This window comes from Streptomyces sp. NPDC005181, assembly GCF_040608395.1.
Taxonomy (GTDB): domain Bacteria; phylum Actinomycetota; class Actinomycetes; order Streptomycetales; family Streptomycetaceae; genus Streptomyces.
Genome location: NZ_JBEXID010000018.1, coordinates 83221 through 105323 on the forward strand (window position 1 = coordinate 83221; position 22103 = coordinate 105323).

The window sequence follows — 22103 nt, forward strand, 5'->3', positions numbered from 1 at the left end:
GGGCGGGAACGGCATGCGCAACGAGGTCTACCGGGACGACTGGGGCATACCCCATCTGCGAGCGGCCGGTGCCCGCGAACTCGCCCATGCCCAGGGGCGCAACGCCGCCCTGGACCGCGCCTGGCAGATCGAGGTCGAACGGCACCGGGTTCAGGGCACCACGGCCGCCTTCCTCGGTGCGGAGGCCGTGGAGTGGGACCGGTTCGCCCGCCGGGCCCGGCTGGACGACACCGCCCGCCGCTGCTTCGAGCGCCTCGCTCCGGAGACCGCCGACTGGGTGCGTGCATACGTCGACGGCGTCAACGCGGGACTGGGCGAAGGGGCGGGAGGAGCACCCGAGTTCGCCGCCGCCGGACTCGCCCCTGGCGCCTGGCAGCCGTGGACCCCGCTGGGCGTCTGGCTCTCCACCCACATCCTTTTCGCGGGCTTCCCCACCAAACTCTGGCGCGAGGAGGTCGCCCGCCGACTGGGCGAGGACGCGATCGAACTCTTCGCCACCGACGGCCCCGGTACCTCCGGCAGCAACGGCTGGCTCGTCACCTCCGAGCGCACCGCCACCGGGGCGCCGGTCATCGCCGGCGACCCGCACCGGTTCATCGAGGACCCCGGCGTCTACCAGCAGATCCGGCTCGCCTGCCCCGAGTTCGACGTGGTGGGCCTCGCCGTCCCCGGTGTGCCCGGCATCGCACACTTCGGGCACACCGGGCAGGTCGCCTGGGCGATCACCAATGCCATGGCCGACTACCAGGACCTCTACCGGGAACGGCTGCGGCGTACGCCGGCCGGCGGGGTGGAGGCGCTCGGTCCGCACGGCTGGGAACCGGTCGCCGCCCACACCGAGACCATCGAGGTGGCAGGCGCCGATCCCGTGACCGTCGAGGTCGTCGAGACCGGCCGCGGGCCGGTGATCATCGGCGGTCCGGACACCGGCGAGGAAGCCGTCAGCCTCCGCCACCCGCCCCGCGTCACCGGCGAACTCGGCTTCGACGCCCTGCCCGCACTGCTCCGCGCCCGCACGGTCGCCGACCTCGATGCCGCCCTGGACGGCTGGGTGGAGCCCGTCAATGTGGTCCTGGCGGCGGACACGGCAGGCGCGACGCTGCACCGGGTCGCCGGACACGTACCCCTGCGCCCGCACGCGAACCGGCTGCGCACCGTGCCCGCCTGGGACGCCGCGTACGCCTGGCAGGCCCGCCGCGCACCGATGCCGTGCACGGACGTCCACGGCACGACGGTGATGGCCAACCAGCGGGGGATCGCCGCCCCGCTCGGTGTCGAGTTCGCTCCCCCGCACCGCGCCGACCGGATACAGGAACTGCTCGACAAGTGCGCCCACTGGACCGCCCAGGACATGGCGGCCGTCCACATGGACACCCATCTCGCCTCCGCCGGAGCCTTGCTGAGGCTGCTGGAAGAGGTGGCGGTCGACAGCCCGGAGGCCGCACGGCAGCGCGACCGGCTGCTGCGCTGGGACCGGCGGATGGACGCCGACAGCACGGACGCCACGCTGTACGCGGCGCTGCGCGCCGAGGTCGTGCACCGACTGGCGGCCCACCCGGCGCTCGCTCCGCTGAGCGGCTCGGCGCACTCGGATCCGTACCCGGAACTGTTCCGCCCGTGGCTGGCGACGGTGCCGAGGATCGCGTACGCGCTGGAGGGCCTGCTGACGGGGGAGGACGGACCGCTGACGCACGCGGACCGGGTGGCTGTGGTGGCGGGCGCGATGGAGCGCGTGGCGGGCATCGAAGTGACCAGTCCCTGGGGCGAGTTGCACCGGCTCTCGCCCTGGTGGGCGCTGCCCGGCGCCGACTCCGACGAGAGCCGGCCGGGGCTCGCGGGCGACCACGACTGCGTGCTGTCCACGTCCAGCGTCCCCGGCGTCACCGACCGCAGCGCCCGCGGCCCCGCCGCCCGCTACGCATGGGACCTGGCGCGGCGCGAGGACAGCCTCTGGGTGGTTCCGTTCGGGGCGTCCGGGGTTCCGGGGGGCGCGCACCACCGCGATCAACTGCCGCTGTGGGTACGGGGGGAGCTCGTCCCCGTCGTCACAGACTGGAATCTGCTGCACCGAGAAGAGGAGAGCCCTGACGTGAGCGCCGGGACAAGTGCCGGGACAAGCGCCGAGTCCGCCGTGTACGAACGGGAGGTCGACAGCTTCGGTACGGTGTGCCTCGCCCCCGTCGACCCGGCGCGCGACCTCGACGTGATCCACGCCTGGGTCACCGAGGACCGCGCCCGCTTCTGGGGCATGGGCGAGTACAGCCGTGAACAGGTTCTGGAGACCTATGAGTTCCTGGACACGCTCACCACGCACCATGCCTACCTCGCGTACCGCGGTGGTGTTCCGGTCGCGCTCTTCCAGATGTACGAGCCGGACGCCGACCCGCTCGGCGAGTGCTACGACGTACAGCCCGGCGACCGCGGAGTCCACCTGCTGATCGGGCCCGTCGGCACCGCCGAACCGGTACCGGGCTTCACCGGTGCGCTGCTCTCCGTATTCATCGACTACGTCTTCAGCGACCCCGCCTGTCTGCGGATCGTCGTCGAGCCCGATGCCCGCAACGCGAAGGCGGTCGCCCGGATGGTCCGGGCCGGGTTCGAGCTGGGCCCGGAGATCGACAAGCCGGAGAAGCGGGCCCGGCTCGCGTTCCTGAGCCGGGCCGCCGCACACCGCGCCTAAAGAAGGTCCAGGAACACCGGGTTGGTGAGCGCCGCCAGTGCCCCCGGCAGTCCCGGCACGGTCGGCGGGTGGCGGACCTCGGCGCGGACATAGGTGGCGTACGCCGCGGTCGTACGCCACTCCACCGTGCCCGAGCCCGACTCCGGCAGCGCGGCGGTGAACAGCGTGCCCTGGTCCGTGACGAAGTGGGCGGTGCAGCCGGGCGCCCCGGTCACCTCCAGCCGTACCGTGACCGGGCTGTCCGCGTCGGCCCGCAGCCGCTCACCGATTCCCGCGTGCCCGCCCCGCCCGCCCGAGACGCCGAAGGAGAGGGTGACGGCGGACGACTCGGCGATGTACGCGTGCCCGGCCCGGATGCCCGCCACGATCGCGTCGCGCGAGAGCTCCTCGGCGAGGACGACGGTCTGCGGCAGCCCCACCTTGTCCGGCTCGCGGTGCGCGTCGCTGTTGCCCATCGCCGGGATCCACGGCTTCGACGCGCGGACGGCCGCGACGAGGGAGTTGTCCCACTCGGCGAGCGCCATCTCGTCCTCCGGGGTGTACGGCCCGTTCCACACCTCCACCGCGTCCGCCTCGCCGAAGCCGAACTTCCAGTGGCAGCCGATGCAGGTGGCGTGCGGATGAGCGGGGACCACCAGACCGCCCGCCCGGCGGACGGCCTTCGCGTAGTGCCCGAAGCGGTTGTCGCGGGCCCGGTAGCGCCAGTCGACGAAGGTGCCCGGGTCGGTGGAGAGCGCGATCACATGACCGTTGCGGGTGGTGATCTCCTCACCCGTCAGGATGAGCAGGTCGTCGCCCCACAGCCCCTGCCACGCGCTGTGCGCGCTGTGGGTGTTGTGCTCGCTGCTGTTGATGAAGTCGAGCCCGGCGGCGCGAGCGGCGGTGGCGATCTCGGCGGGGGTGCGCTTGCCGTCCGAGTGGACGGAGTGCAGATGGCAGTCGCCGCGGTACCAGGCGCGCCCCCGGCCCTTGGCGCGCTCGGGCGGGTACACCGGCGTCGGTGTGGTGCCGGGCTCGCCGAAGCGAAGGGTGATCGTCACCTCGTACGGGAGGCCTTCGGGTGCGACGGTGTACGGGCCCAGTGCGATGTTCCAGGTGCCGGCCCGTACCGGACCCGCGACATAGCCGGGTGTCGCCTCGTCCGCCCGGATGAAGAAGTCGGCACGCGCCCCACCGGACCAGCCGCGGAATCCGCGCCCGCCCAGCTCCGCGCCGCGCTCGTCGAAGATGCCGATGTCGAGGGCGTTGCCCTGGGTGCCGGCCGGGACGGGCTTCTTCTCGTACGTGTACGAGACGGCGATCTCCCGTACCCCGCGAGGTACTTCGACCGGCAGATGGACGAAGTCGGGCGACCCGGGCGGCAGGGTGCCGCGCACGGTCTTCGTCAGGCCGGCCTGGTCCGTGCCGCCGCCCTTGCCGTTGTCCTTGCCGGGCGCGGCGTTCGCGAAGCTCACGGTGGACAACGTTAGGGCGGTGGCGGCGGTCCCGACGAGAAGGCCGCGCCTGCCGAGCGGGCCGTTCTGCTGGGTGTGCGATCCGGTCATACGAGTGGCTCCCCAGGGTGTCGTGAGTGACGAGGGTGACGGACTCGAACCCTGCTATGGGGCCACGAACTCACGGCAAACGGAAGAAGAGTCACGGACAGGAACCGCGGCCCGAGAAGCCCTGGGCGTCCTGACCGGCACCGCATAGGTTGGGGCCAGACGACGACGGAGGTGCCCTCGCATGCGGATCGCCACAACGATTTTCCTCACCGACGGGACGATCACGCCGGTACGGCTCGCGCGCGAACTCGAACAGCGCGGATTCGCCGGGCTCTATCTGCCCGAACACACCCACATCCCGGTGACCAGGGACACCCCCTACCCGGCGGGCGGCGAACTCCCGCCCGAGTACGGCCGCACCCTCGACCCGTTCGTTGCCCTCGGGCAGGCCGCCGCGGTCACGGAGAGCCTCGCGCTCGGCACCGGCATCACGCTGATCGCCCAGCACGACCCGATCGACCTGGCGAAGCAGATCGCCACGCTCGACCATCTCTCCGGCGGCCGGTTCACGCTCGGCCTCGGCTTCGGGTGGAACGTCGAGGAGGCCGCGGACCACGGGGTGACCTGGTCGACACGGCGGGAGCTGGGCCGCGACCGGATGGCGCTGATGCGCGCGCTGTGGGCGGACGAACCCACGGGGCACGAGGGTGAGTTCGGCTCGGTCCGGGCCAGCCATGCGTACCCGAAGCCGGTCCAGAAGCCGCGCGGCCCGGTGTCCGGCCCGCGCACCCTGATCGGCGGCGCGGCCGGCCCCAAGCTGTTCGCCCACATCGCGGAGTACGCGGACGGCTGGCTCCCGATCGGCGGCCGGGGGCTCACGGAGTCGGTGCCCGTGCTGCGCGCTGCCTGGGAGTCGGCGGGCCGCGACCCGGAGCAGCTCCAGGTGGTGCCGTACGCGGTGCTGCCGAGCGCGGGGAAGCTGGCGCACTACGCGGAGCTGGGCATCGAGGAGATCGTGCTGCAGCTGCCCCCGGCGGAGGAGGCGGAGGTACTGCGCACGCTGGACGACTACGCGCAGTATCTGTGACCTCGGTAGGCTCCCCGGCATGAGCGTCGAGGTGGAGATCGTCCGCGCAGCGAGTCCGGAAGTCGTCGACGCCTTCGGGCGGTTGCTGCCCCAACTGTCGTCGGCAGCCGGCCTCCTGGACCTCGAAGCGATCGACCGTGTGGTGCGGTGCGAGACGAACACCGTGCTGGTGGCTCGGGACGGGGGTGAGATCGTCGGGACGCTGACCCTGTTGCTGTTCCCCGTTCTCACCGGGGTCCGGGCACGCATCGAGGACGTCGTCGTGGATGTCTCGGCCCGGGGCAAGGGCGTTGCGGCCACGCTGACCCAAAGAGCCCTGGACCTCGCACGGGAAGCGGGCGCCCGGACCGTCGACCTGACGTCCCGCCCGGACCGCGAGGCGGCGAACCGGCTGTATGAACGCCTCGGCTTCCGGGCCAGGGGGTCGAGGGTCTACCGGTTCCCGATGGAGTAGGGCGCCGCGACCGCCCTTCCCCGCCACCGCGACCGATCAGTCACGCTCGCATCTATGTGCGCCTCCTGTGAGTATCTGTGCGATCACCGCGTCGATTAGCCGCGCGCCCCGCTGCCGTTGAGGGGCCCGAAGTGCGCATGTCATCTCACCGCTCCGGGGGGAACGGAATGCCTCACCACCGGTGTACGCCGCGAGAACCGCGGCGTACACCGCGTTGATGCTCACGCTGACGGTCCTGTTGTCGCTGCTGCATCCCGGCCGACGACCACAGCGCAGGAGAACCTGCAGCTCCAGGCGGCGCCCGGCACCACGTCCACCGCCGAGTTCTCCGTCCTGGACGACCACGGCAAGCAGGTCTGCTCGATCTATCCGTCCCTGTCCACCTGGAGCAGCGCTACCAAGGCGGTCGCCCGCTGACCGGGCAGGGGAAGCGGTAGCGGTACGTATGCAGAAGGGGCGCCCCATCGATGGTGGGGCGCCCCTTCATGTCAGGCCGGTGAGACCGGACCCGCGTCCGTCCACGGTGTCGGGAGCCTGGATCCCATGGCTTTCGGCAGGGAGCAGGTTGCCGCCCGGGAGCGGCACTCGACCTCAATGCAACCCTCGGGTTGCGGCCGGGGACTCGATGTGCAACTCTGGGGTTGCATTCAATGGCGGCAATGAAGGAGTCCCCTCATGAGCGAACAACGGATCGAGCGCGAAACCCTGATCGCGGCACCCCTGGAACGGGTCTGGTCGCTGGTGACCGAACCCGGGTTCTGGGTGGCGGACCCGGCGAGCCTCCGCGGCACCGTGGCCGAAGAAGGCGAGTCGGTACTGGCGAAGAACGCCGAGTACGGCGACTTCCCGGTGCGCGTGGAGAAGGTCGAGCCGCAGACGTACGTGGCGTACCGCTGGGCCAGCGCGTTCCCCGGGGAAGAGCTGCGCGAGGACAACAGCACCCTCGTGGAGTTCACATTGACCCCGGAAGGCGACCGGACCAGGCTCCGCGTCGTCGAGAGCGGTTTCGAGGCGCTGGCCGGGTCCGAGGAGCTGCGCAGCCAGGCAGTGAAGGACAACAGCGGCGGCTGGCCACAGGTGTTCGACGCGCTCAAGACGCGTGCCGAACAGTCATCCGTGTGACGGACGAACGCCGCAGCCTCGGCGAAGCGGTCGACAGCGTTCTCGGCGCGCTGGCGGACCCGATGCGACGTCAGCTGCTCGATCTGCTCGCCGCGCAGGGTGAGGTCAGCGCGACGACGCTCGCCGAACGAGTGCCCGTCTCACGGCAGGCGGTGGTCAAGCACCTCGCCGTCCTGGACGCCGCCGGACTGGTTTCCGGCAGACGGGTCGGGCGCGAGGTGCGGTACGCGGTGCGGCCCGCGGCGCTGGACGCGACGGCGCGGTGGATGGCCGCGCTCGCGGCCGACTGGGATCGGCGCTTGGCGCACATCAAGCGCGTCGCCGAGGCGGCGGAGCGGGACTCGCGCTAGTACGACGGCGCGGCGTGCGCCGGACGGGCTGGAGGGGGGCACCGGCCCCGACAGGGGGCCGGATGCCCGGGCCACGGTTTCCGTCCTCGAACGCCGGACGGGCCGGATCGGCGCCGGTCACGGCGGATGGGGGGCGGCGGTCACGCGTGACGGGGCCGCCGGCCGCCGCTGGGTCAGGGCAGCACCAGGATCGCGTCGCCGACCGGGCGCTCGCCCGCCGCGTCGGACGGGTGGTTGATCATCTTGTCGTCGACGACCATCGTCGTCGAGCCGCCGCCGTCCAGGTTGACGGCGCTCTCCATGCCGAGGGAGTCGGCCACCGCGGCGCTCTCCGCGATGGACAGACCGAGGCTGTCGACCGCGCGGCCGTCGACCGTGGCCAGCATGATCCGGCCGTGCCCGTCCACGCCGGCGATCGTGCGCGGGTTCCGCTTGGCCGCCCAGCCGTAGTAGAAGCTCGGGTCGCCGGGCCGGACCATGCCGTCGGCCTGCGGCGTCACATGGGGACGGCCGTCGCGGACGAGTTCTGGGCCGCCGTTGACGGCCATCTGCGGGACGCGGGCCGGTCGCCCCCGCTGGTCGGTCAGGTGGCCGCTGACGGCGAGGCGGGCGCCCGGCACAGCCATCGTGCGCAGGGCGGCGGCCTCGGTGCCGGTGCCCTGGACCGAGCGGGCGCCGGCGGGGAGCGCGCCGCCGCGGGGCTCGCGGACCTCGGTCACCCGGCCCTGCCGGTCGAGGACGGCTTCCACGCCGGGGCCGGACGGGGTGTCGGTGCCGTAGTCCGCGGTGAAGGCGACGAGTTCGTCGGTGTCCGTACAGGTCGTGTCGTGGAGCGGGTGGCTGGTGGGCCGGTCGTCGTGGGTGCCGCCGCAGTTGCGGATGAGGCCAGGGACGCGGTTGATTCCGTCGAGCGTCAGCGTGGTGCCGCCCCTGCTGACCTTGCCGGTCCAGCTGTACCGGTCGACGCCCGCGTGCTGCGCGTCGGCGGTGAACGTGAACACCGGCCGGCCGTTGGTGGACTCGCTCAGCAGCCTTCCGTCGTAGACACCCAGACCTGCGGGGTCGCCGGGCGCGCCGGCGGCGGGGTCGAGCACGAAGAACCCGGCGTTGACTCCCGCAGTCGCGTTCCGGGCCCGGGCGAGCACGCTGGTGGTCTCGCGCCGCTCGATGTCCGGCCCGAAGTCGCCGACGAGGTCGCCGCGGAACTTCCTGGGGTCGATGGTGAGTACCTGAACGCGCCACGGACCGCGGTCGGTCGAGGCGCCGTCCCACCCGGTGAAGACGGCGGAGGCGGTGAAACCCGCGGCCCGTACCCGCGCGAGGAGGGTGTTGGCGGCCGCCTTGTCGGCGTCGAGCCCGATCCGCACCCGGAAGCCGAGGCTGCCGCCGGCGAAGTCGGCCACGGCAGGGGTCGTGACCTCCTCGACGCGAGCGGCGAATCCCTTGCCGGACAGGGCGCCGGCGAGAGCGTCGGCATGCGCCCGGTCGGCGACGGCGGTGGGCGGCGCGTCGGGGTCGGGGTCGTTGCCGCCGCCGGGGACGGCGACCTCGACGGTCCAGCCGTCGGCCGGATCGGACTCGCCGCGAACGATCGTGGTCAGGGTGACGCCGGGCTGGAGCGCTTCGACAGTACGCGTCTCGGGAAGGCCGCGCGGGCCGAGCGGCAGCCCGTGGTCCCGATCGGCGGCCGCCGTCGGCCCGCCGACGGTCCCGGCCACGAGGGCTATCGCTGCTACGACTGCGAACTTCCTGGGTCCGAACCGCATATGACACCTCGTCCTTGATCCGGTGATGGCGGCCTCACCTAAACACGGGATCCCATGGCCTGTAAGCCCTTTCCGGGATCGGATGCGCTTCGAGCCGGGTCCGGTCCGGTCCGCGACGGTTCCGGCAACGGTCCTGTCCTCGGTCGCCCGCCGCGCCGGACGGGTGCCGGCCGCGCCGGACGGGAGCGGCCGGCACGCGGGGCAGGGGTACCGGCCGCCCCGCAGGCGTCCGTCCCGCTCGCCCGCATCGCTCGTATGCTCGGTTCATGACCGATCTTCAGCGCGGACGCCCGACCACCAACTCCATGCGGCGCGCTCTCAAGCGGGCCCGTGACGGTGTCGCTCTCGATGTGACCGAGGCCGCCGTCCTGCTCCAGGCGCGCGGCGACGAGCTGACGGACCTCGCCGCGTCCGCCGCCCGGGTGCGGGACGCGGGCCTCGAAGCCGCGGGCCGGCCGGGCGTCATCACGTACTCGCGCAAGGTCTTCATCCCGCTGACCCGGCTGTGCCGCGACAAGTGCCACTACTGCACCTTCGTCACTGTCCCCGGCAAGCTCCGCAAGGCCGGGCACGGGATGTTCCTGTCGCCCGACGAGGTGCTGGACATCGCCCGCAAGGGCGCCGCGATGGGCTGCAAGGAAGCGCTGTTCACGCTCGGCGACCGGCCCGAGGACCGCTGGCCGGAGGCGCGGGAGTGGCTGGAGGCCGAGGGTTACGACGACACCCTGGCGTACGTACGGGCCATGGCGATCCGGGTCCTGGAGGAGACCGGACTCCTCCCGCACCTCAACCCCGGCGTGCTGACCTGGACCGATCTGCAGCGGCTCAAGCCCGTCGCCCCCTCCATGGGCATGATGCTGGAGACGACGGCCACCCGCCTGTGGTCCGAGCCGGGCGGCCCGCACCACGGCTCCCCGGACAAGGAGCCCGCGGTGCGACTGCGGGTGCTGGAGGACGCGGGCCGTTCCAACGTCCCGTTCACCACCGGGATCCTGATCGGGATCGGTGAGTCGTACGAGGAGCGCGCCGACTCCCTCTTCGAGCTCCGCAAGACCGCCCGCGCCTACCACGGCATCCAGGAGGTCATCGTCCAGAACTTCCGCGCCAAGCCCGACACGGCGATGCGCGGGATGCCGGACGCCGAACTGGAGGAGCTGGCCGCGGCCATCGCCGTGGCCCGCCACATCCTCGGCCCGTCCGCCCGCATCCAGGCCCCGCCGAACCTCGTCGACGCCGAGTACGCGCTGCTCATCGGCGCCGGGATCGACGACTGGGGCGGTGTCTCGCCGCTCACTCCGGACCATGTGAACCCCGAACGGCCCTGGCCGCACATCGACGAACTCGCCGCGAAAACCGCCGAGTCGGGCTTCTCCCTGCGCGAACGACTCACCATCTACCCGGAGTTCATCCAGCGCGGCGAGCCGTGGCTCGACCCCCGCCTCCTCCCGCACGTCCGGGCGCTCGCCGACCCGGAGACGGGTCTCGCGAAGGAAGGGGCCATCCCGGTCGGGTTGCCCTGGCAGGAGCCTGACGAGGGTTTCAGCCCCTCCGGCCGCACCGACCTGCACCGCACCATCGACACCGAGGGCCGCACCGGCGACCGCCGCGACGACTTCGACGAGGTGTACGGGGACTGGGAGGCACTGCGCGAAGCGGCCGCCCCCGGCATGGTCCCGTCCCGCATCGACACGGATGCGAAGTCCGCGCTGGCCACTGCCGCCGACGATCCGACGAAGCTCACCGACGACGAGGCACTCGCCCTGCTCCACGCCGACGGGCCGGCTCTCGACGCGCTGTGCCGGATCGCCGACGAGCTGCGGCGGGACGTGGTCGGTGACGACGTCACCTACATCGTCACGCGGAACATCAACTTCACCAACGTCTGCTACACCGGCTGCCGCTTCTGCGCCTTCGCCCAGCGGCGCACGGACGCCGACGCGTACACCCTGTCGCTGGACCAGGTCGCCGACCGGGCCGCACAGGCGTGGGACGTCGGCGCCGTCGAGGTGTGCATGCAGGGCGGTATCCACCCGGACCTGCCCGGCACCGCGTACTTCGACATCGCACGCGCGGTGAAGGAACGCGTGCCCGGCATGCATGTGCACGCCTTCTCGCCGATGGAGGTCGTCAACGGCGCCACCCGCACCGGGATGTCCATCCGCGACTGGCTGACCGCCGCCAAGGAGGCCGGGCTCGACTCCATCCCCGGCACCGCCGCCGAAATCCTCGACGACGAGGTCCGCTGGGTCCTCACCAAGGGGAAACTGCCGACGGCCACCTGGCTCGACGTCATCAGGACCGCCCACGAGGTGGGGCTGCGATCGTCGTCGACGATGATGTACGGCCACGTCGACCAGCCCCGCCACTGGCTCGGCCATCTGAGGACCCTGGCCCGCCTCCAGCAGGAGACCGGTGGTTTCACGGAGTTCGTGACACTGCCGTTCATCCACACCAACGCCCCCGTCTACCTCGCGGGTATCGCCCGGCCGGGCCCGACCGACCGTGACAACCGGGCCGTCACCGCCATGGCCCGGCTCCTCCTGCACCCGCACATCACCAACATCCAGACCAGCTGGGTCAAGCTCGGTACGGAGGGCGCGGCCGAAATGCTGCGCTCGGGCGCGAACGACCTGGGCGGCACGCTGATGGAGGAGACCATCTCCCGGATGGCGGGGTCGAGTTACGGCTCGTACCGGTCGGTCCAGGATCTGGTCGCCATCGCGGAGCTGGCGGGCCGGCCGGCGAAGCCGCGTACGACGCAGTACGGGGAAGTGCCGCAGGAGCGGGTGACGGCCGCCGCCGCCTCGGACGGGCACCTGCCGGAACTGCTGCCGGTCCTGTCGGACTGATCCGTGGTTCCGCTGCGCGAGCACGTTGCGAGCGAGACGTTGCCACGGCCCATGGGCGACTGCTGTCCCGCGGTACGGAAATCCCCGGAGATTGCCGTTCAAAAGTGACCGCGAGAGCCACTCCGTACATACCGTTCCGGCCCTCAACCGGCGGTTCCCCGTTCGATTACAGTGCTGCGGAGTCGAAGCTGCGCAGCCGTAAGCGGACGGGGAAGGGGCACGGTGAGCACAGGAGCCACAGCTGTCTGGGGCCGTGCCGAACAGCAGGACTTCCGCAGCCGGGTACGTGGCTGTCTGCTGGGCGGTGCCATCGGCGACGCGCTCGGTGCGGCCGTCACCGGTCTCTCGCTCGAAGAGATCCGTGCGGCCCACGGCGCCGACGCCCTCACCGACTTCGTCTCCGTCCACGGCAGACGCGGCGCGGTCACCGCGGTCACCCAGCTCAACCTGTTCACCGTCGACGGGCTGATCCGCGCCCAGGTCCGCCGCGACACCGGCGCCTGGCACCCGCCCACCGATGTGCACCGTGCCCATCTGCGCTGGGCAGCCACCCAGCACGACTGGGGGCCCGACGAGCGCCGCCAGGACAACGGCTGGCTCGCCCAGGAGGAGTGGTTGTACGCCCGCCGCGCTCCCACCCGGGAATGCCTCACCGGGTTCGGTGACGCCGCGATGGGCACCCTCGACCGGCCCAAGAACCCCACCGCACGCGACTCGGCGGCCCTCACCCGGTCCGCCCCCTTCGGGCTGCTGGTCGGGTGGGAGCCGCAGCTCGTCCTCCAGCTCGCCGTCGAGTGCGCCGCCCAGACCCACGGTCACCCCACCGCCCTGCTCTCCGCGGGGGCCCTCGCCGTCATGGTGCACGGCCTGGCCCGCGGTGAGACGCTCGATGGTGCCGTGCAGCACGCCCTCACGCTGCTTGCCGAGCGCCCGGGCCACCAACAGGTCACCGAGGCTCTCAAGCAGGCTCTCGGTTCCGTACGTCAGGGGATTCCGGGCCCGGCCCTCATCGAGGCGCTGGGCGACACGGACTCCGCCGAGGAAGTGCTCTCCGTCGCCGTGTACTGCGCCCTGGTCGGCGACGACGTGCGGCACGGGCTGCGGCTCGCGGTGAACCACGGGGGCCCTTCCGCGGCCACCGGGGCCCTGTGCGGGGCCCTGCTCGGCGCGCTGCACGGCGAGACCGCGCTGCCGCCGGCCTGGCTTGCCGAACTGGAAGGCAGGGCCACCCTCCTCGAACTCGCCGACGACTTCGCCATGGAGATGACCCAGGGCCCGGCCCTGCACAGCCCCTCGGCCGCCGCACCGGGCTGGCTGACCCGCTACCCGCGCGGGTGACCACCGCGCTCGCGGGCCGACCCGCGGAGCACGTACGAGGGGCGGGGTCCGGACACCGCCGTGTCCGTACCCCGCCCCTCGGCTCTGTGCGGGCGGATCAGTCCTTCACGCCCTCCGCGACGGTGGTGTCGCCGGCACCGGCCTGCGCCGGAACCGTCGCGCCGGCGGCCGACGAACCGTCGCCGTCCGTGTTGATCTGCTCGATCAGCGCGTCGCGCTCCGGGGTGTCCTCCGGCTTGATGAAGCCGATCGCGATGTAGAGCACCAGCGAGATCGCCAGCGGCAGTGCCACCTGGTACTGGAGCGCGACAGTCGTCTTCACCGAACCGTCGAAGTTGTAGTTGGTGAAGTAGAACGCCAGCAGACCCGCAGCCCAGCTGATGAGCGCCGCCGTCGGACCCGACTTACGGAACCTGCGCAGCAGGCCCAGCATGAACGGGATCGCGATCGGACCCATCAGGCCGGCCACCCACTTGATGACGACGGAGATGATGTCCTTGAACGTCGGCGAGTTGATCTGGGTGGCGAGCGCCATCGACAGACCGAGGAAGCCGAGCGTGGACACGCGGGCCGCCAGCAGACCGGTGCGGTTGCTCCATGTGCGGGCCGCCTTCGAGAGGACCGGGGCGATGTCCCGGGTGAAGACCGCCGCGATGGCGTTGGCGTCCGAGGAGCACATGGCCATCGTGTGCGAGAAGAAGCCGACGACGACCAGACCCAGCAGACCGTGCGGCAGCAGCTGCTCGGTCATCAGGGCGTAGCTGTCGGAGGCGTCCGGCTTCTGCGCGTCGACCAGCAGCGGGGCGCACCACATCGGGAAGAACAGGACCGTCGGCCAGACCAGCCACAGAATGGCGGAGAGCCGGGCCGAACGCTTCGCCGACGCGGCGGAGTCCGTGGCCATGTAGCGCTGGGCCTGGTTCCACATGCCGCCGTTGTACTCGAAGGTCTTGATGAAGAGGTACGCCAGCAGGAAGGTCACCGTGTACGGGCCGGCCGTCGGGTTCGTGTGGCCCTCGGGCAGCTTGTCCCAGACCGTCCACAGCGTGCTGACACCGTCGAGCTTGGCCATGACGGCGACGAGCATCGCGATGCCGGCGAACAGCTGGATGACGAACTGACCCAGTTCCGTGAGCGCGTCGGCCCACAGTCCGCCGACCGTGCAGTAGACGGCGGTGATGCAGCCGGTGATGAAGATGCCCTGGGCGATCGAGATGCCGGTGAAGACGGAGAGCAGGGTGGCGATGGCCGCCCACTTGGCGCCGACGTCCACGATCTTCAGCAGCAGGCCCGACCAGGCGAGCGCCTGTTGCGTCGGGATGTTGTAGCGGTTCTTGAGGTACTCGAGCGGCGAGGCGACGTGCAGTCGCGAGCGCAGCCGGTTGAGCCGCGGTGCGAAGAGCTGGGCGCCGATGCCGATGCCGATGGCGATCGGCAGCGACCAGGTCACGAACGACGTGACGCCGAACTGGTACGCGATACCGGCGTACCCGGTGAACATCACGGCGCTGTAGCCGGACATGTGGTGCGAGATGCCGGACAGCCACCACGGCATCTTGCCGCCGGCCGTGAAGAAGTCGCTGACGTTGTCCACACGCTTGTGGGACCAGAGTCCGATCGCGATCATCACGCCGAAGTAGCCGATGAGCACGACCCAGTCGAGACTGTTCATGTGCCCCCTCCTGGGGTCCGCCTTATGAACGGGGTACGCACTTCGTCAGTACGGCCGCCCAGCGGGGCCCCGTGCGGGAGCGGGGACATCGGGGATTGAACCGCCTGTTCGGTACCTCGGTCAAGGTCTTGGCGATCAGAAATGTGAACGCCAATCAGTAAGTCGAACGATTTTACTTGTTCTTGACCCACGGGGGCGTTGTCGTGAACGTGACGGCGGCCACACGATGAGCGGGCACTTCGTCAGGCTGTGCAGAGCAATCACGAGCACTGGAGAGCACAGAAAGACCGCACGGGATGCGGGTCCCGTGCGGCCGAGAAGGAGGAGAACTGCCCTTAGTCGCGGCGGATCAGCGCATCAGCTCGCCGGCGTTGACCAGCAGGGACTGCCCGGTGATCGACCGGGCCCGGTCGGAGGCCAGGAACGTCACGGCCTCCGCCACATCGCCGTCCGTGGCCAGCTCGGGCAGTGCCATCCGTTCGGTGAGCCTGCCGAGCACCTCGGCCTCCGGTATGCCCTCGGAGTGCGCGGTGAACCGGACGTACGCCTGCACGGGCGGGCCCCACATCCAGCCGGGCAGCACCGTGTTCACCCGGATCCGGTGCGGTCCGAACTCCCGCGCCATGGAGTACATCGCCGAGGTGAGCGCGCCCTTCGACGCCGCGTACGCCGCCTGCCGCACCTGGGACGGTGCGGCGACCGACGACTGCGTACCGATGACGACCACGGAGCCTCCCCGTTCCTTGAGGCCGGGCAGGCAGGCGCGCGTCATCCGCAGCGTGCCGAGCAGATTGACGTCGATCACCGACTGCCAGGTGGCGAGGTCGGCGTCCTCGACGCCGCCGAAGTAGCTGTCCCAGGCAGCGACATGGACCACCGCGTCGATCCGCCCGAACCGCTCCAGTGCCAGCGCGGCGAGCGCCTCGCACTGTGCCTCGACGGTGATGTCGGTGGCCAGAAAAGCGGTGTGCCGGCCCTCGGGATCGATTTCGGCGGCGGACTTGGCGAGCCGCTCCGCGGTGCGTGCCCCGAGGACCGCCCTGCCGCCGTCCCGTACCACCGTCTCCGCGATCCGGTGCCCCAGTCCGGCCCCGACCCCGGGCACCACGACGGTCTTTCCCGTGAGCAACATCGGTGCCTCCCGGCCCCTGGCAGGTTTTCTGACGGGGCGTCAGAGTAGGACGTTGCGGCGGAGTACGGAAGGGGACTGGCATGAGCGACGAGACGCGCAGCGATACGTACGCCGAACTGGCCGCGCTGGGGCCGTACGGAGTCCATCCCGGCCACGCGCTGATCACCATGGTGGAACCGCGCCCGGGTCATGAGCATGCGTACAACCGCTGGTACGAAGATGATCACTACTACGCAGGCGCGATGGCGATGCCCTGGATGTTCGCCGGGCGGCGCTGGGTGGCCACCCGGGAGCTCCAGGAGCTGCGCTACCCGGAGAAGTCCGCGGTCGCGCAGCCGGTCGGCGCCGGGTGCTACCTGTCCACCTACTGGGTGACGGACGGGCGCTATGACGACCACATGAAGTGGACCGTCGGGATCAACAAGCGGCTGAACCGGGACGGCAGGGTCTACCAGGACCGCACCCATGTGTTCACCGCGTTCCAGGACCACGAGGCGACGGTCTACCGGGACGGCGCCGCCGGGCCCAGGGACTACCACGCCCTCGACCATCCGTACCGCGGACTGGTGCTTCAGGTGATCGACGCCGAAAACGCCGGGCAGCGGGCCGAGCTGCTGGAGTGGCTGCGCTCCCGGCATCTGCCCAAGCGGCTCGGCGGCTCACCGGCGGCCATGGCGACCGTCTTCCGTCCCACGCCGCTGCCGGGCGACCGGATGACCTACGTGAAACAGGTCGAAGGCGTGGACACCCGGCTGACCCTGCTCTGGTTCCTCCAGGAGGACCCGAGGGCCTGCTGGGCGGAGTATTTCACCGGGCTCGACGCGGCGGTCGCTGAATCCGGCCTGGGGCGGGTGGAGCTGGTGGCGCCGTTCATTCCGACCGTGCCCGGCACGGACCGGTACGTGGATCAACTGCGTTGACCGGATCCGGTGGTGGAGCCCCCTCGGCCAGGACGGCGAACCAGTCGAGAGGGCTTCCGGCAGCACCGGTACCGGTGCTGCACCCCGATCGGTGGAAGGGCATGGGTCAGGCGTCGACGGTGCCCTTCGCGATGTCGGACACGAAGGCGTTCCACGCGCCGGGCACGAAGGTGATCGAGGGGCCCTCGGGGGCCTTCGAGTCACGCACCGCGATCGCCTGCACGAGGGGGGACTTGACCTCGACGCAAGCGCCGTTGCCCCCGGAATACGACGACTTCGTCCAATTGTCCGTAGCACCCTGACGAATAGCCATGTTCACTCCGGTTCAGAGAGTTGTGTGAGAGGTGCCAACCGCAAAACCGTTGGCGTGATCGACGCTACTCGCCAACATCGTTGCGTGAAGGGGCCGTTCACTCGACCGGATGGCATATTCCATTAGGGCCTTCCACTGTGAGGTGGCGACGGTGTACCGTGCCGTCGCCCCACCCGTAACATCGCCCCTTTTCCCGCATAACGGACTTTGCGGAATAGCTGGTTCGGGCCATCGCCGACTGCCGTTCGGCAGACATTCGGCCGGAGTTGGCCCGGAGTTCAGCCCCTGCTCAGTCGGTGCTCAGCCGGGCGTACCTCTTCGCGATGTCGGCGATGAAGTGCCGGGTCTGCTCCACGTTCAGCGCCTGTGCCCGCAAGTGCTCATACATGACGCTGTATCGCTGCACATCATTCGCTTTCTCCAGATAGAGATCGCTGGTGACGCCCTCGATATAGACCACGCTGGAGTCCGCGGCGTCCGGGAATTCCAAAATGGCGTACTGCCCGTTGATGCCCGGATGGGCGCCCATCTCGAAAGGCAGCACCTGCACGGTCACATGCGGCAGGTGCGACAGCTCGACGAGCTGTTCCAGCTGCTCGATCATCACCTGCCTGCCACCGACCTGCCGGCTCAGCGCGGCCTCGTCGATGACCGCCCAGAGCCGCAGCGGGTGCTCCTGGTCGGTGATCCGGTCCTGGCGCCGCGCCCGGACGCTGACGCGCTTGTCGATGTCGTTCGGCGGCGCCTCCGGCAGTGCGCCGTTGATCAGCGCCTCGGCGTAGCTCCGCGTCTGCAACAGGCCCGGTACGACCTGGGGTTCGTACACCCGCAGTGACTCGGCGTCGGTCTCCAGACCGATGTAGACGCTGTACGGGATGTCGCCGAAGGCGTGCCACCAGCCCTGCTGGCGGGAGTCCTTGGCCATCTGCATGAGCGAGTCGACGATCCGGTGGTCCTCGACCTCGTACACCCCGCAGAGGTCGCGGACGTCGCGCTGACTGATGGACCGGCGGCCGTTCTCCAGGCGGCTGATCTTCGACTGCGAGACCAGCAGCCGCTCCGCCACCTCCTCGGCCGTCATGCCCTTGAGCTCGCGCAGGCGGCGCAATTCCTGCCCCAACCGGCGTCGCCTGACGGTGGGATTGACGTTGGTCGGCACGGAAACGGCACCTCCGGCTGTGTAGCTGTGCGTATCTACTGCTCAGCAGATTGCCACCCAGGGGTCGGGTTGCGCTGGGAAATGGCCACACGCAGGCGCGCGGGGCAGTCGGTGGACCGGCTGCCCCGCGCGTGGTGCGGCTCCCGAACCGGGTCTTGGGGACGTCGGTGCGGCGGTTTTCGGTTGTTCCGGTAGTACGGGTGGTGCGGTCCGCCGCCCTAGTGGGCCGCGGTGTGCACCATGCTGTCGCGGCGTGACTGCGACTGCACTTGCGGTTGCAATGGCGCTCCCGTCGCCTGGTTGCGGCGCGGTTGTGCGACCGCCCCGTTCTGGACGTCCATCACGGCGTGCGCCACGAGGCCGCCCATCGGGTCGTGTCTGATCAGGTCCCGGAGCCGGGAGCGCGATGAGCGCCCTTCGTTCCCGGGGTACAGGTGCTTGCCGAGTCCGACCGCGTGGGCCAGTGCGGCGAGCGCCGCGGTCCGCGGGTCCGGCGGTACGCCGGTGCGGATCGCACTGTCCAGCCGGGATCTGATCTCCCGGCTGATCGCCGTGTCCGTCGCCTGGTAGCGAGTCGTCGGCAGCACCCCGCACATCTGTCCCGCCACGGCATGCACCATGCCGCACCGTTCCAGATGCGAGAGATAGGTCTGACGCAGCCCCAGCCGGGGCCCGCCAATCCAGTGGACGGCCCGGACCGGGCTGCCGCGTCGGCGCAGCAGTTCCAGTGCGGAGTCCAGTGTCGGATCTCCTGTCGGCCGTGGCATCACCACGGCGATACGATCCCCGTCAGGGGCTATCCGTCCTGCCAGAGCCAGCTCCACTAGCTGAGCTCCGGCGAGGCCGAGGTCGAGCGACTGCGGCTGCGCTGTGGTACCCGTGGTCGGGTCCAGAGCGAGCAGCAGAAGCTCCTCCGGAATTGTTCTGCGGCTCCTGCCCATCCATGCCTCCCCGCGTGGATGAATGACAGGGTGACCCCTCTCACATTGGTCTGTCGAGAGCGCCTGGGTGCTTCGTACGGGAACCGGTAGGTATGTCGTTCTCGTCTAGCAGCGCGGCCGAGGGTTCACACAGGACACTGGCAACTGGTTCGGACAGCGCGGGGGGCGTCCCCGCGGCGCATGGAGGAGGCATCGGTGGCGGGCGAGTCCCCCGACAGGTCGGAGCAGCACAAGTCGTCGGGCGCGGCTCGGAGCGAACGCGATCCGCGGCTCGCCGTCTTCCGTGAACCGGGAGCCGCGGCGGATGCCGGGACCGGAACCGGAACCGGCGGCAAGCAGGACACGGCGACGGCGGTGTTCCGTACGAAGTCTGCGGGGGCCGGCGAGGGCGAGGGGCAGGACTCTCCCGAGGACCTCGGTGAGGACCTCGACGGGTTGCGGAACGGCTCTCACGGTCCTGAGGGCGCCGAGAAGGCCCCCGAGGCCCCGGAGGCGGTCTCCGCGCCCGAGGAGCCGGAGGAGTCCGAGGAGGACGCCCGGGTCGCGGAGGCGGCCGGGTCGGCCGACGAGGCGGGAACCGGTACCGCACCCGGGGAGAGCGACGCGCGGCTGCGTGCTGCGGTCGCCGCGTGGGTGGGCAAGGGCGCCGCCGGTGCGGAGACGGCCGAGCAGGACGAGAGGTCCGATGCCGGCGCGCTCACCGAGAGCGACGACGTCACCGGGAGTGACACGCCCGAGCCCGCGGACGAGGCGAGTGACAGCGGGACGACTTCCGCCGACGCGACTCCGGACGAGCCGGCCGCGTCGGACGCAGCCGGTGCCGACGCCGCGGATGAGGACGACGCCGACGATGCGCGGGGCGAGGGCGCCGGGGAGCCTGCGGCTTCAGAGGACGCCGAAGCCGCGGACGAAGTCTCGGACGAGAATGCGGACGCGGACGCGGACACAACCGACGACGCAACCGACGAAGCCCGGGGCCCTGGCGCCTCCGAGGGCTCGGAGAGCGTCAAGGCAGCCGAGCCCGCAGAGTCCTCCGAGGCTTCCGAGCCCGCCGAGGGCAAGCGCGGAATCGATCAGCCTACGACCGTCCTCAAGACCGTACGGCCCAACCGGATCGACCAGCCGACGACCGCGCTGAAGATCACCCCGCCCGCGTCGAAGCCGGAGCAGAGGCCGGAGCAGAAGCCCCAGCAGAAGCCGGAGCCCGAGCCGTGGAGCGCCGCCGAGCGCACCAGCCGGTTCGTGCCGCTGCGCCGCGACGAACCACAGCCCGCCCCCGCCGTCCGCCCGCCCGGGGCATCCGAAGCCGCACCCGCGTCGGCTGCCGCCCCCTCGCTCAGCGGCGCGGAGCGGACCCGGCAGCAGCCGATGCCGCCCCGACCGCCGCTCGACCTGCTGGCCGAGCTGACGAACACGCCTGCGCCGCAGGAGACGCCCGTCCGTACGGCCGTCCGCCGGGTCAAGATCTGGACCCCGCTCGTGGTGCTCCTGCTGATCGTCTTTGCGATCGTGCAGGCGGTGCGCCCGCTGCCGACGCCCGAGCTCCGGCTGACGGCGCAGCCGACGTACACCTTCGAAGGCGGCAAGCCGTCACTGCCCTGGCCGAACGAGGGCCAGGGCTATATGGCGGCGACCGGCCTCGGCACAGTGGACTCGTTCGGCGAGCAGAAGGCCGTGCCGATCGGCAGTGTGGCCAAGGCGATGACCGCGTACATCGTGCTCAAGGACCACCCGCTCAAGAAGGGCCAGGCCGGTCCGTCCATCACGGTCGACGCCAAGGCGGAGTCGGACGGCAAGCTGGACGCCGCGGGCGAGTCGACGCTCAACACCGTGAAGACCGGGGACAAGCTCACCGAGGAGGAGGCCCTCTCGGCCATAATGATCCCGTCCGCGAACAACATCGCGCGGCTGCTGGCGCGTTGGGACGCGGGTTCCGAGGCGGCGTTCGTCAAGAAGATGAACGACACCGCCAAGTCGCTCGGCATGAAGAACACCACGTACACCGACCCGTCCGGGCTCACCGCGACCACGGTGAGTTCGGCCGAGGACCAGGTGAAGCTCGGCCAGAAGCTGGTGGAGATCCCGGCGCTGATGGCGATCACCAAGCTGCCGTCGTGGACCGACCCGTCGGGCAGGAACTGGCGGAACTACAACACCCTCGTGCCGTACAACGGCGCTCTCGGCATCAAGACCGGCTCCACGAGCAAGGCGGGCGGCAACCTGCTCTTCGCCGCGCACAAGATGGTCGGCGACACCGACCAGCTGATCGTCGGCGCGGTGCTGGGCCAGCACAAGTCGCCCATCATCGACACGGTCAACGCAGTCAGCAAGGACGTGATGGTCGCGACCGAGGACCTGCTGAAGAGCGGGAAGGTGGTCAAGAAGGGTGACGTCGTCGGCGCGGTCGACGACGGGTTCGGCGGTACGACCCCGGTCGTCGCGACCGAGGACGTGGCGGCGGTCGGCTGGCCCGGTCTGACGGTCAAGCTCGAGCTGACCGACGACGGGAAGGCGCTCCTGCACTCGGCGGCCGCCGGAACCCACGTCGGCACGCTCACCGTGGGCGAGGGGACCAGCCAGGTGAAGGTGGCGGTGGCCCTGCAGAGCGATCTGACGGACCCGTCCTTCGGCGAGAAGCTGACCCGCATCAGCTGACGCGGACGGGGGAGGGGGTGCCGGTCCCCGGCATCCCCTCCCCCTTTTTGGTGCCGGTACCGGCACCTCCTTCCCCTTTGTGTACGTGTTAGCGTCCCCGGACAACCGGGGAGCGCCGGACGGCGTCCTCACAGGTGAGACGGAGACGGGGAACGGGGCCGGCGGAGACGGGGAGAAGCCG

The 22103-nt window shown here is 70.8% G+C and carries 17 protein-coding genes; 10 read left to right on the plus strand and 7 right to left on the minus strand.

Annotated elements, in window-relative coordinates:
• Positions 1 to 13 precede the first annotated feature (13 nt).
• The gene (locus ABZV38_RS14985; protein ID WP_356327225.1) at positions 14 to 2680 is read left to right on the plus strand and encodes a GNAT family N-acetyltransferase; all 2667 of its coding nucleotides are present in this window, start codon (positions 14 to 16) and stop codon (positions 2678 to 2680) included.
• Here the strand turns inward: ABZV38_RS14985 and ABZV38_RS14990 are convergent.
• The gene (locus ABZV38_RS14990) at positions 2677 to 4224 is read right to left on the minus strand and encodes a CehA/McbA family metallohydrolase (RefSeq protein ID WP_356327226.1); all 1548 of its coding nucleotides are present in this window, start codon (positions 4222 to 4224) and stop codon (positions 2677 to 2679) included. The genes ABZV38_RS14985 and ABZV38_RS14990 overlap by 4 nt on opposite strands.
• 181 nt (positions 4225 to 4405) lie before the next feature.
• Here ABZV38_RS14990 and ABZV38_RS14995 point away from each other — a divergent pair, with 181 nt between their 5' ends.
• The 5 genes from ABZV38_RS14995 (at position 4406) to ABZV38_RS15015 (ending at position 7177) form a co-directional block, all read left to right on the plus strand.
• A complete protein-coding gene (locus ABZV38_RS14995; protein WP_356327227.1) occupies positions 4406 to 5251 on the plus strand; it encodes an LLM class F420-dependent oxidoreductase in 846 nt (281 codons plus the stop codon).
• A 19-nt stretch (positions 5252 to 5270) separates the two neighbouring features.
• A complete protein-coding gene (locus ABZV38_RS15000) occupies positions 5271 to 5705 on the plus strand; it encodes a GNAT family N-acetyltransferase (protein WP_356327228.1) in 435 nt (144 codons plus the stop codon).
• A gap of 117 nt (positions 5706 to 5822) precedes the next feature.
• The gene (locus ABZV38_RS15005; RefSeq protein ID WP_356327229.1) at positions 5823 to 6122 is read left to right on the plus strand and encodes a hypothetical protein; all 300 of its coding nucleotides are present in this window, start codon (positions 5823 to 5825) and stop codon (positions 6120 to 6122) included.
• A 258-nt stretch (positions 6123 to 6380) separates the two neighbouring features.
• Positions 6381 to 6827, plus strand: coding sequence for an SRPBCC domain-containing protein (locus ABZV38_RS15010; protein ID WP_356327230.1), 447 nt, complete (start codon positions 6381 to 6383; stop codon positions 6825 to 6827).
• Positions 6824 to 7177, plus strand: coding sequence for a metalloregulator ArsR/SmtB family transcription factor (locus ABZV38_RS15015; protein ID WP_356327232.1), 354 nt, complete (start codon positions 6824 to 6826; stop codon positions 7175 to 7177). The genes ABZV38_RS15010 and ABZV38_RS15015 overlap by 4 nt, the downstream gene beginning before the upstream one ends.
• Positions 7178 to 7350: 173 nt before the next feature.
• Here the strand turns inward: ABZV38_RS15015 and ABZV38_RS15020 are convergent, their stop codons facing one another.
• Entirely contained in the window at positions 7351 to 8943 is a 1593-nt protein-coding gene (locus tag ABZV38_RS15020; RefSeq protein ID WP_356327233.1) for a phosphodiester glycosidase family protein, read from the minus strand.
• Between the two features lie 266 nt (positions 8944 to 9209).
• On the opposite strand from ABZV38_RS15020, the gene ABZV38_RS15025 reads away from it, so the two are divergent.
• Both ABZV38_RS15025 and ABZV38_RS15030 read left to right on the plus strand, forming a co-directional pair.
• Positions 9210 to 11792 (plus strand): bifunctional FO biosynthesis protein CofGH, encoded by a 2583-nt coding sequence (locus ABZV38_RS15025; RefSeq protein WP_356327234.1) that lies wholly within the window; start codon positions 9210 to 9212, stop codon positions 11790 to 11792.
• 222 nt (positions 11793 to 12014) lie between these two features.
• A complete protein-coding gene (locus ABZV38_RS15030; protein WP_356327235.1) occupies positions 12015 to 13130 on the plus strand; it encodes an ADP-ribosylglycohydrolase family protein in 1116 nt (371 codons plus the stop codon).
• Between the two features lie 97 nt (positions 13131 to 13227).
• Here the strand turns inward: ABZV38_RS15030 and ABZV38_RS15035 are convergent, their stop codons facing one another.
• Together ABZV38_RS15035 and ABZV38_RS15040 are read right to left on the minus strand one after the other, a co-directional pair.
• Positions 13228 to 14802 carry a sodium:solute symporter family protein gene (locus tag ABZV38_RS15035; protein ID WP_356327236.1) on the minus strand — a complete coding sequence of 525 codons (1575 nt, stop codon included), beginning with the start codon at positions 14800 to 14802 and terminating at the stop codon, positions 13228 to 13230.
• A 349-nt stretch (positions 14803 to 15151) separates the two neighbouring features.
• The gene (locus ABZV38_RS15040; protein ID WP_356327237.1) at positions 15152 to 15934 is read right to left on the minus strand and encodes an SDR family oxidoreductase; all 783 of its coding nucleotides are present in this window, start codon (positions 15932 to 15934) and stop codon (positions 15152 to 15154) included.
• An 80-nt stretch (positions 15935 to 16014) separates the two neighbouring features.
• Between ABZV38_RS15040 and ABZV38_RS15045 the strand changes: the two genes are divergently transcribed.
• Positions 16015 to 16854: a hypothetical protein gene (locus ABZV38_RS15045; protein ID WP_356327238.1), complete on the plus strand. Its 840-nt coding sequence runs from the start codon at positions 16015 to 16017 to the stop codon at positions 16852 to 16854.
• Between the two features lie 106 nt (positions 16855 to 16960).
• Here the strand turns inward: ABZV38_RS15045 and ABZV38_RS15050 are convergent, their stop codons facing one another.
• The 3 genes from ABZV38_RS15050 to ABZV38_RS15060 form a co-directional block, all read right to left on the minus strand.
• Complete coding sequence (locus tag ABZV38_RS15050; protein ID WP_356327239.1) at positions 16961 to 17167, minus strand: DUF397 domain-containing protein; 207 nt, start codon at positions 17165 to 17167, stop codon at positions 16961 to 16963.
• A 289-nt stretch (positions 17168 to 17456) separates the two neighbouring features.
• On the minus strand, positions 17457 to 18326 hold the full coding sequence (locus ABZV38_RS15055; RefSeq protein ID WP_356327240.1) for a helix-turn-helix transcriptional regulator: 870 nt from the start codon (positions 18324 to 18326) through the stop codon (positions 17457 to 17459).
• 218 nt (positions 18327 to 18544) lie between these two features.
• Positions 18545 to 19267 carry a GPP34 family phosphoprotein gene (locus ABZV38_RS15060; protein WP_356327241.1) on the minus strand — a complete coding sequence of 241 codons (723 nt, stop codon included), beginning with the start codon at positions 19265 to 19267 and terminating at the stop codon, positions 18545 to 18547.
• 195 nt (positions 19268 to 19462) lie between these two features.
• On the opposite strand from ABZV38_RS15060, the gene ABZV38_RS15065 reads away from it, so the two are divergent.
• On the plus strand, positions 19463 to 21922 hold the full coding sequence (locus ABZV38_RS15065) for a D-alanyl-D-alanine carboxypeptidase (protein ID WP_356327242.1): 2460 nt from the start codon (positions 19463 to 19465) through the stop codon (positions 21920 to 21922).
• The last annotated feature ends 181 nt before the right edge of the window (positions 21923 to 22103 follow it).

What these genes read in the sequence shown, in the direction of transcription:
- ABZV38_RS14985 (WP_356327225.1), top strand. Translation starts at nt 14, where the DNA reads ATGCGCAACGAGGTCTACCGGGACGACTGGGGCATACCCCATCTGCGA.
- ABZV38_RS14990 (WP_356327226.1), bottom strand. Translation starts at nt 4,224, where the DNA reads ATGACCGGATCGCACACCCAGCAGAACGGCCCGCTCGGCAGGCGCGGC.
- ABZV38_RS14995 (WP_356327227.1), top strand. Translation starts at nt 4,406, where the DNA reads ATGCGGATCGCCACAACGATTTTCCTCACCGACGGGACGATCACGCCG.
- ABZV38_RS15000 (WP_356327228.1), top strand. Translation starts at nt 5,271, where the DNA reads ATGAGCGTCGAGGTGGAGATCGTCCGCGCAGCGAGTCCGGAAGTCGTC.
- ABZV38_RS15010 (WP_356327230.1), top strand. Translation starts at nt 6,381, where the DNA reads ATGAGCGAACAACGGATCGAGCGCGAAACCCTGATCGCGGCACCCCTG.
- ABZV38_RS15020 (WP_356327233.1), bottom strand. Translation starts at nt 8,943, where the DNA reads ATGCGGTTCGGACCCAGGAAGTTCGCAGTCGTAGCAGCGATAGCCCTC.
- ABZV38_RS15025 (WP_356327234.1), top strand. Translation starts at nt 9,210, where the DNA reads ATGACCGATCTTCAGCGCGGACGCCCGACCACCAACTCCATGCGGCGC.
- ABZV38_RS15035 (WP_356327236.1), bottom strand. Translation starts at nt 14,802, where the DNA reads ATGAACAGTCTCGACTGGGTCGTGCTCATCGGCTACTTCGGCGTGATG.
- ABZV38_RS15040 (WP_356327237.1), bottom strand. Translation starts at nt 15,934, where the DNA reads ATGTTGCTCACGGGAAAGACCGTCGTGGTGCCCGGGGTCGGGGCCGGA.
- ABZV38_RS15045 (WP_356327238.1), top strand. Translation starts at nt 16,015, where the DNA reads ATGAGCGACGAGACGCGCAGCGATACGTACGCCGAACTGGCCGCGCTG.
- ABZV38_RS15050 (WP_356327239.1), bottom strand. Translation starts at nt 17,167, where the DNA reads ATGGCTATTCGTCAGGGTGCTACGGACAATTGGACGAAGTCGTCGTAT.
- ABZV38_RS15060 (WP_356327241.1), bottom strand. Translation starts at nt 19,267, where the DNA reads ATGGGCAGGAGCCGCAGAACAATTCCGGAGGAGCTTCTGCTGCTCGCT.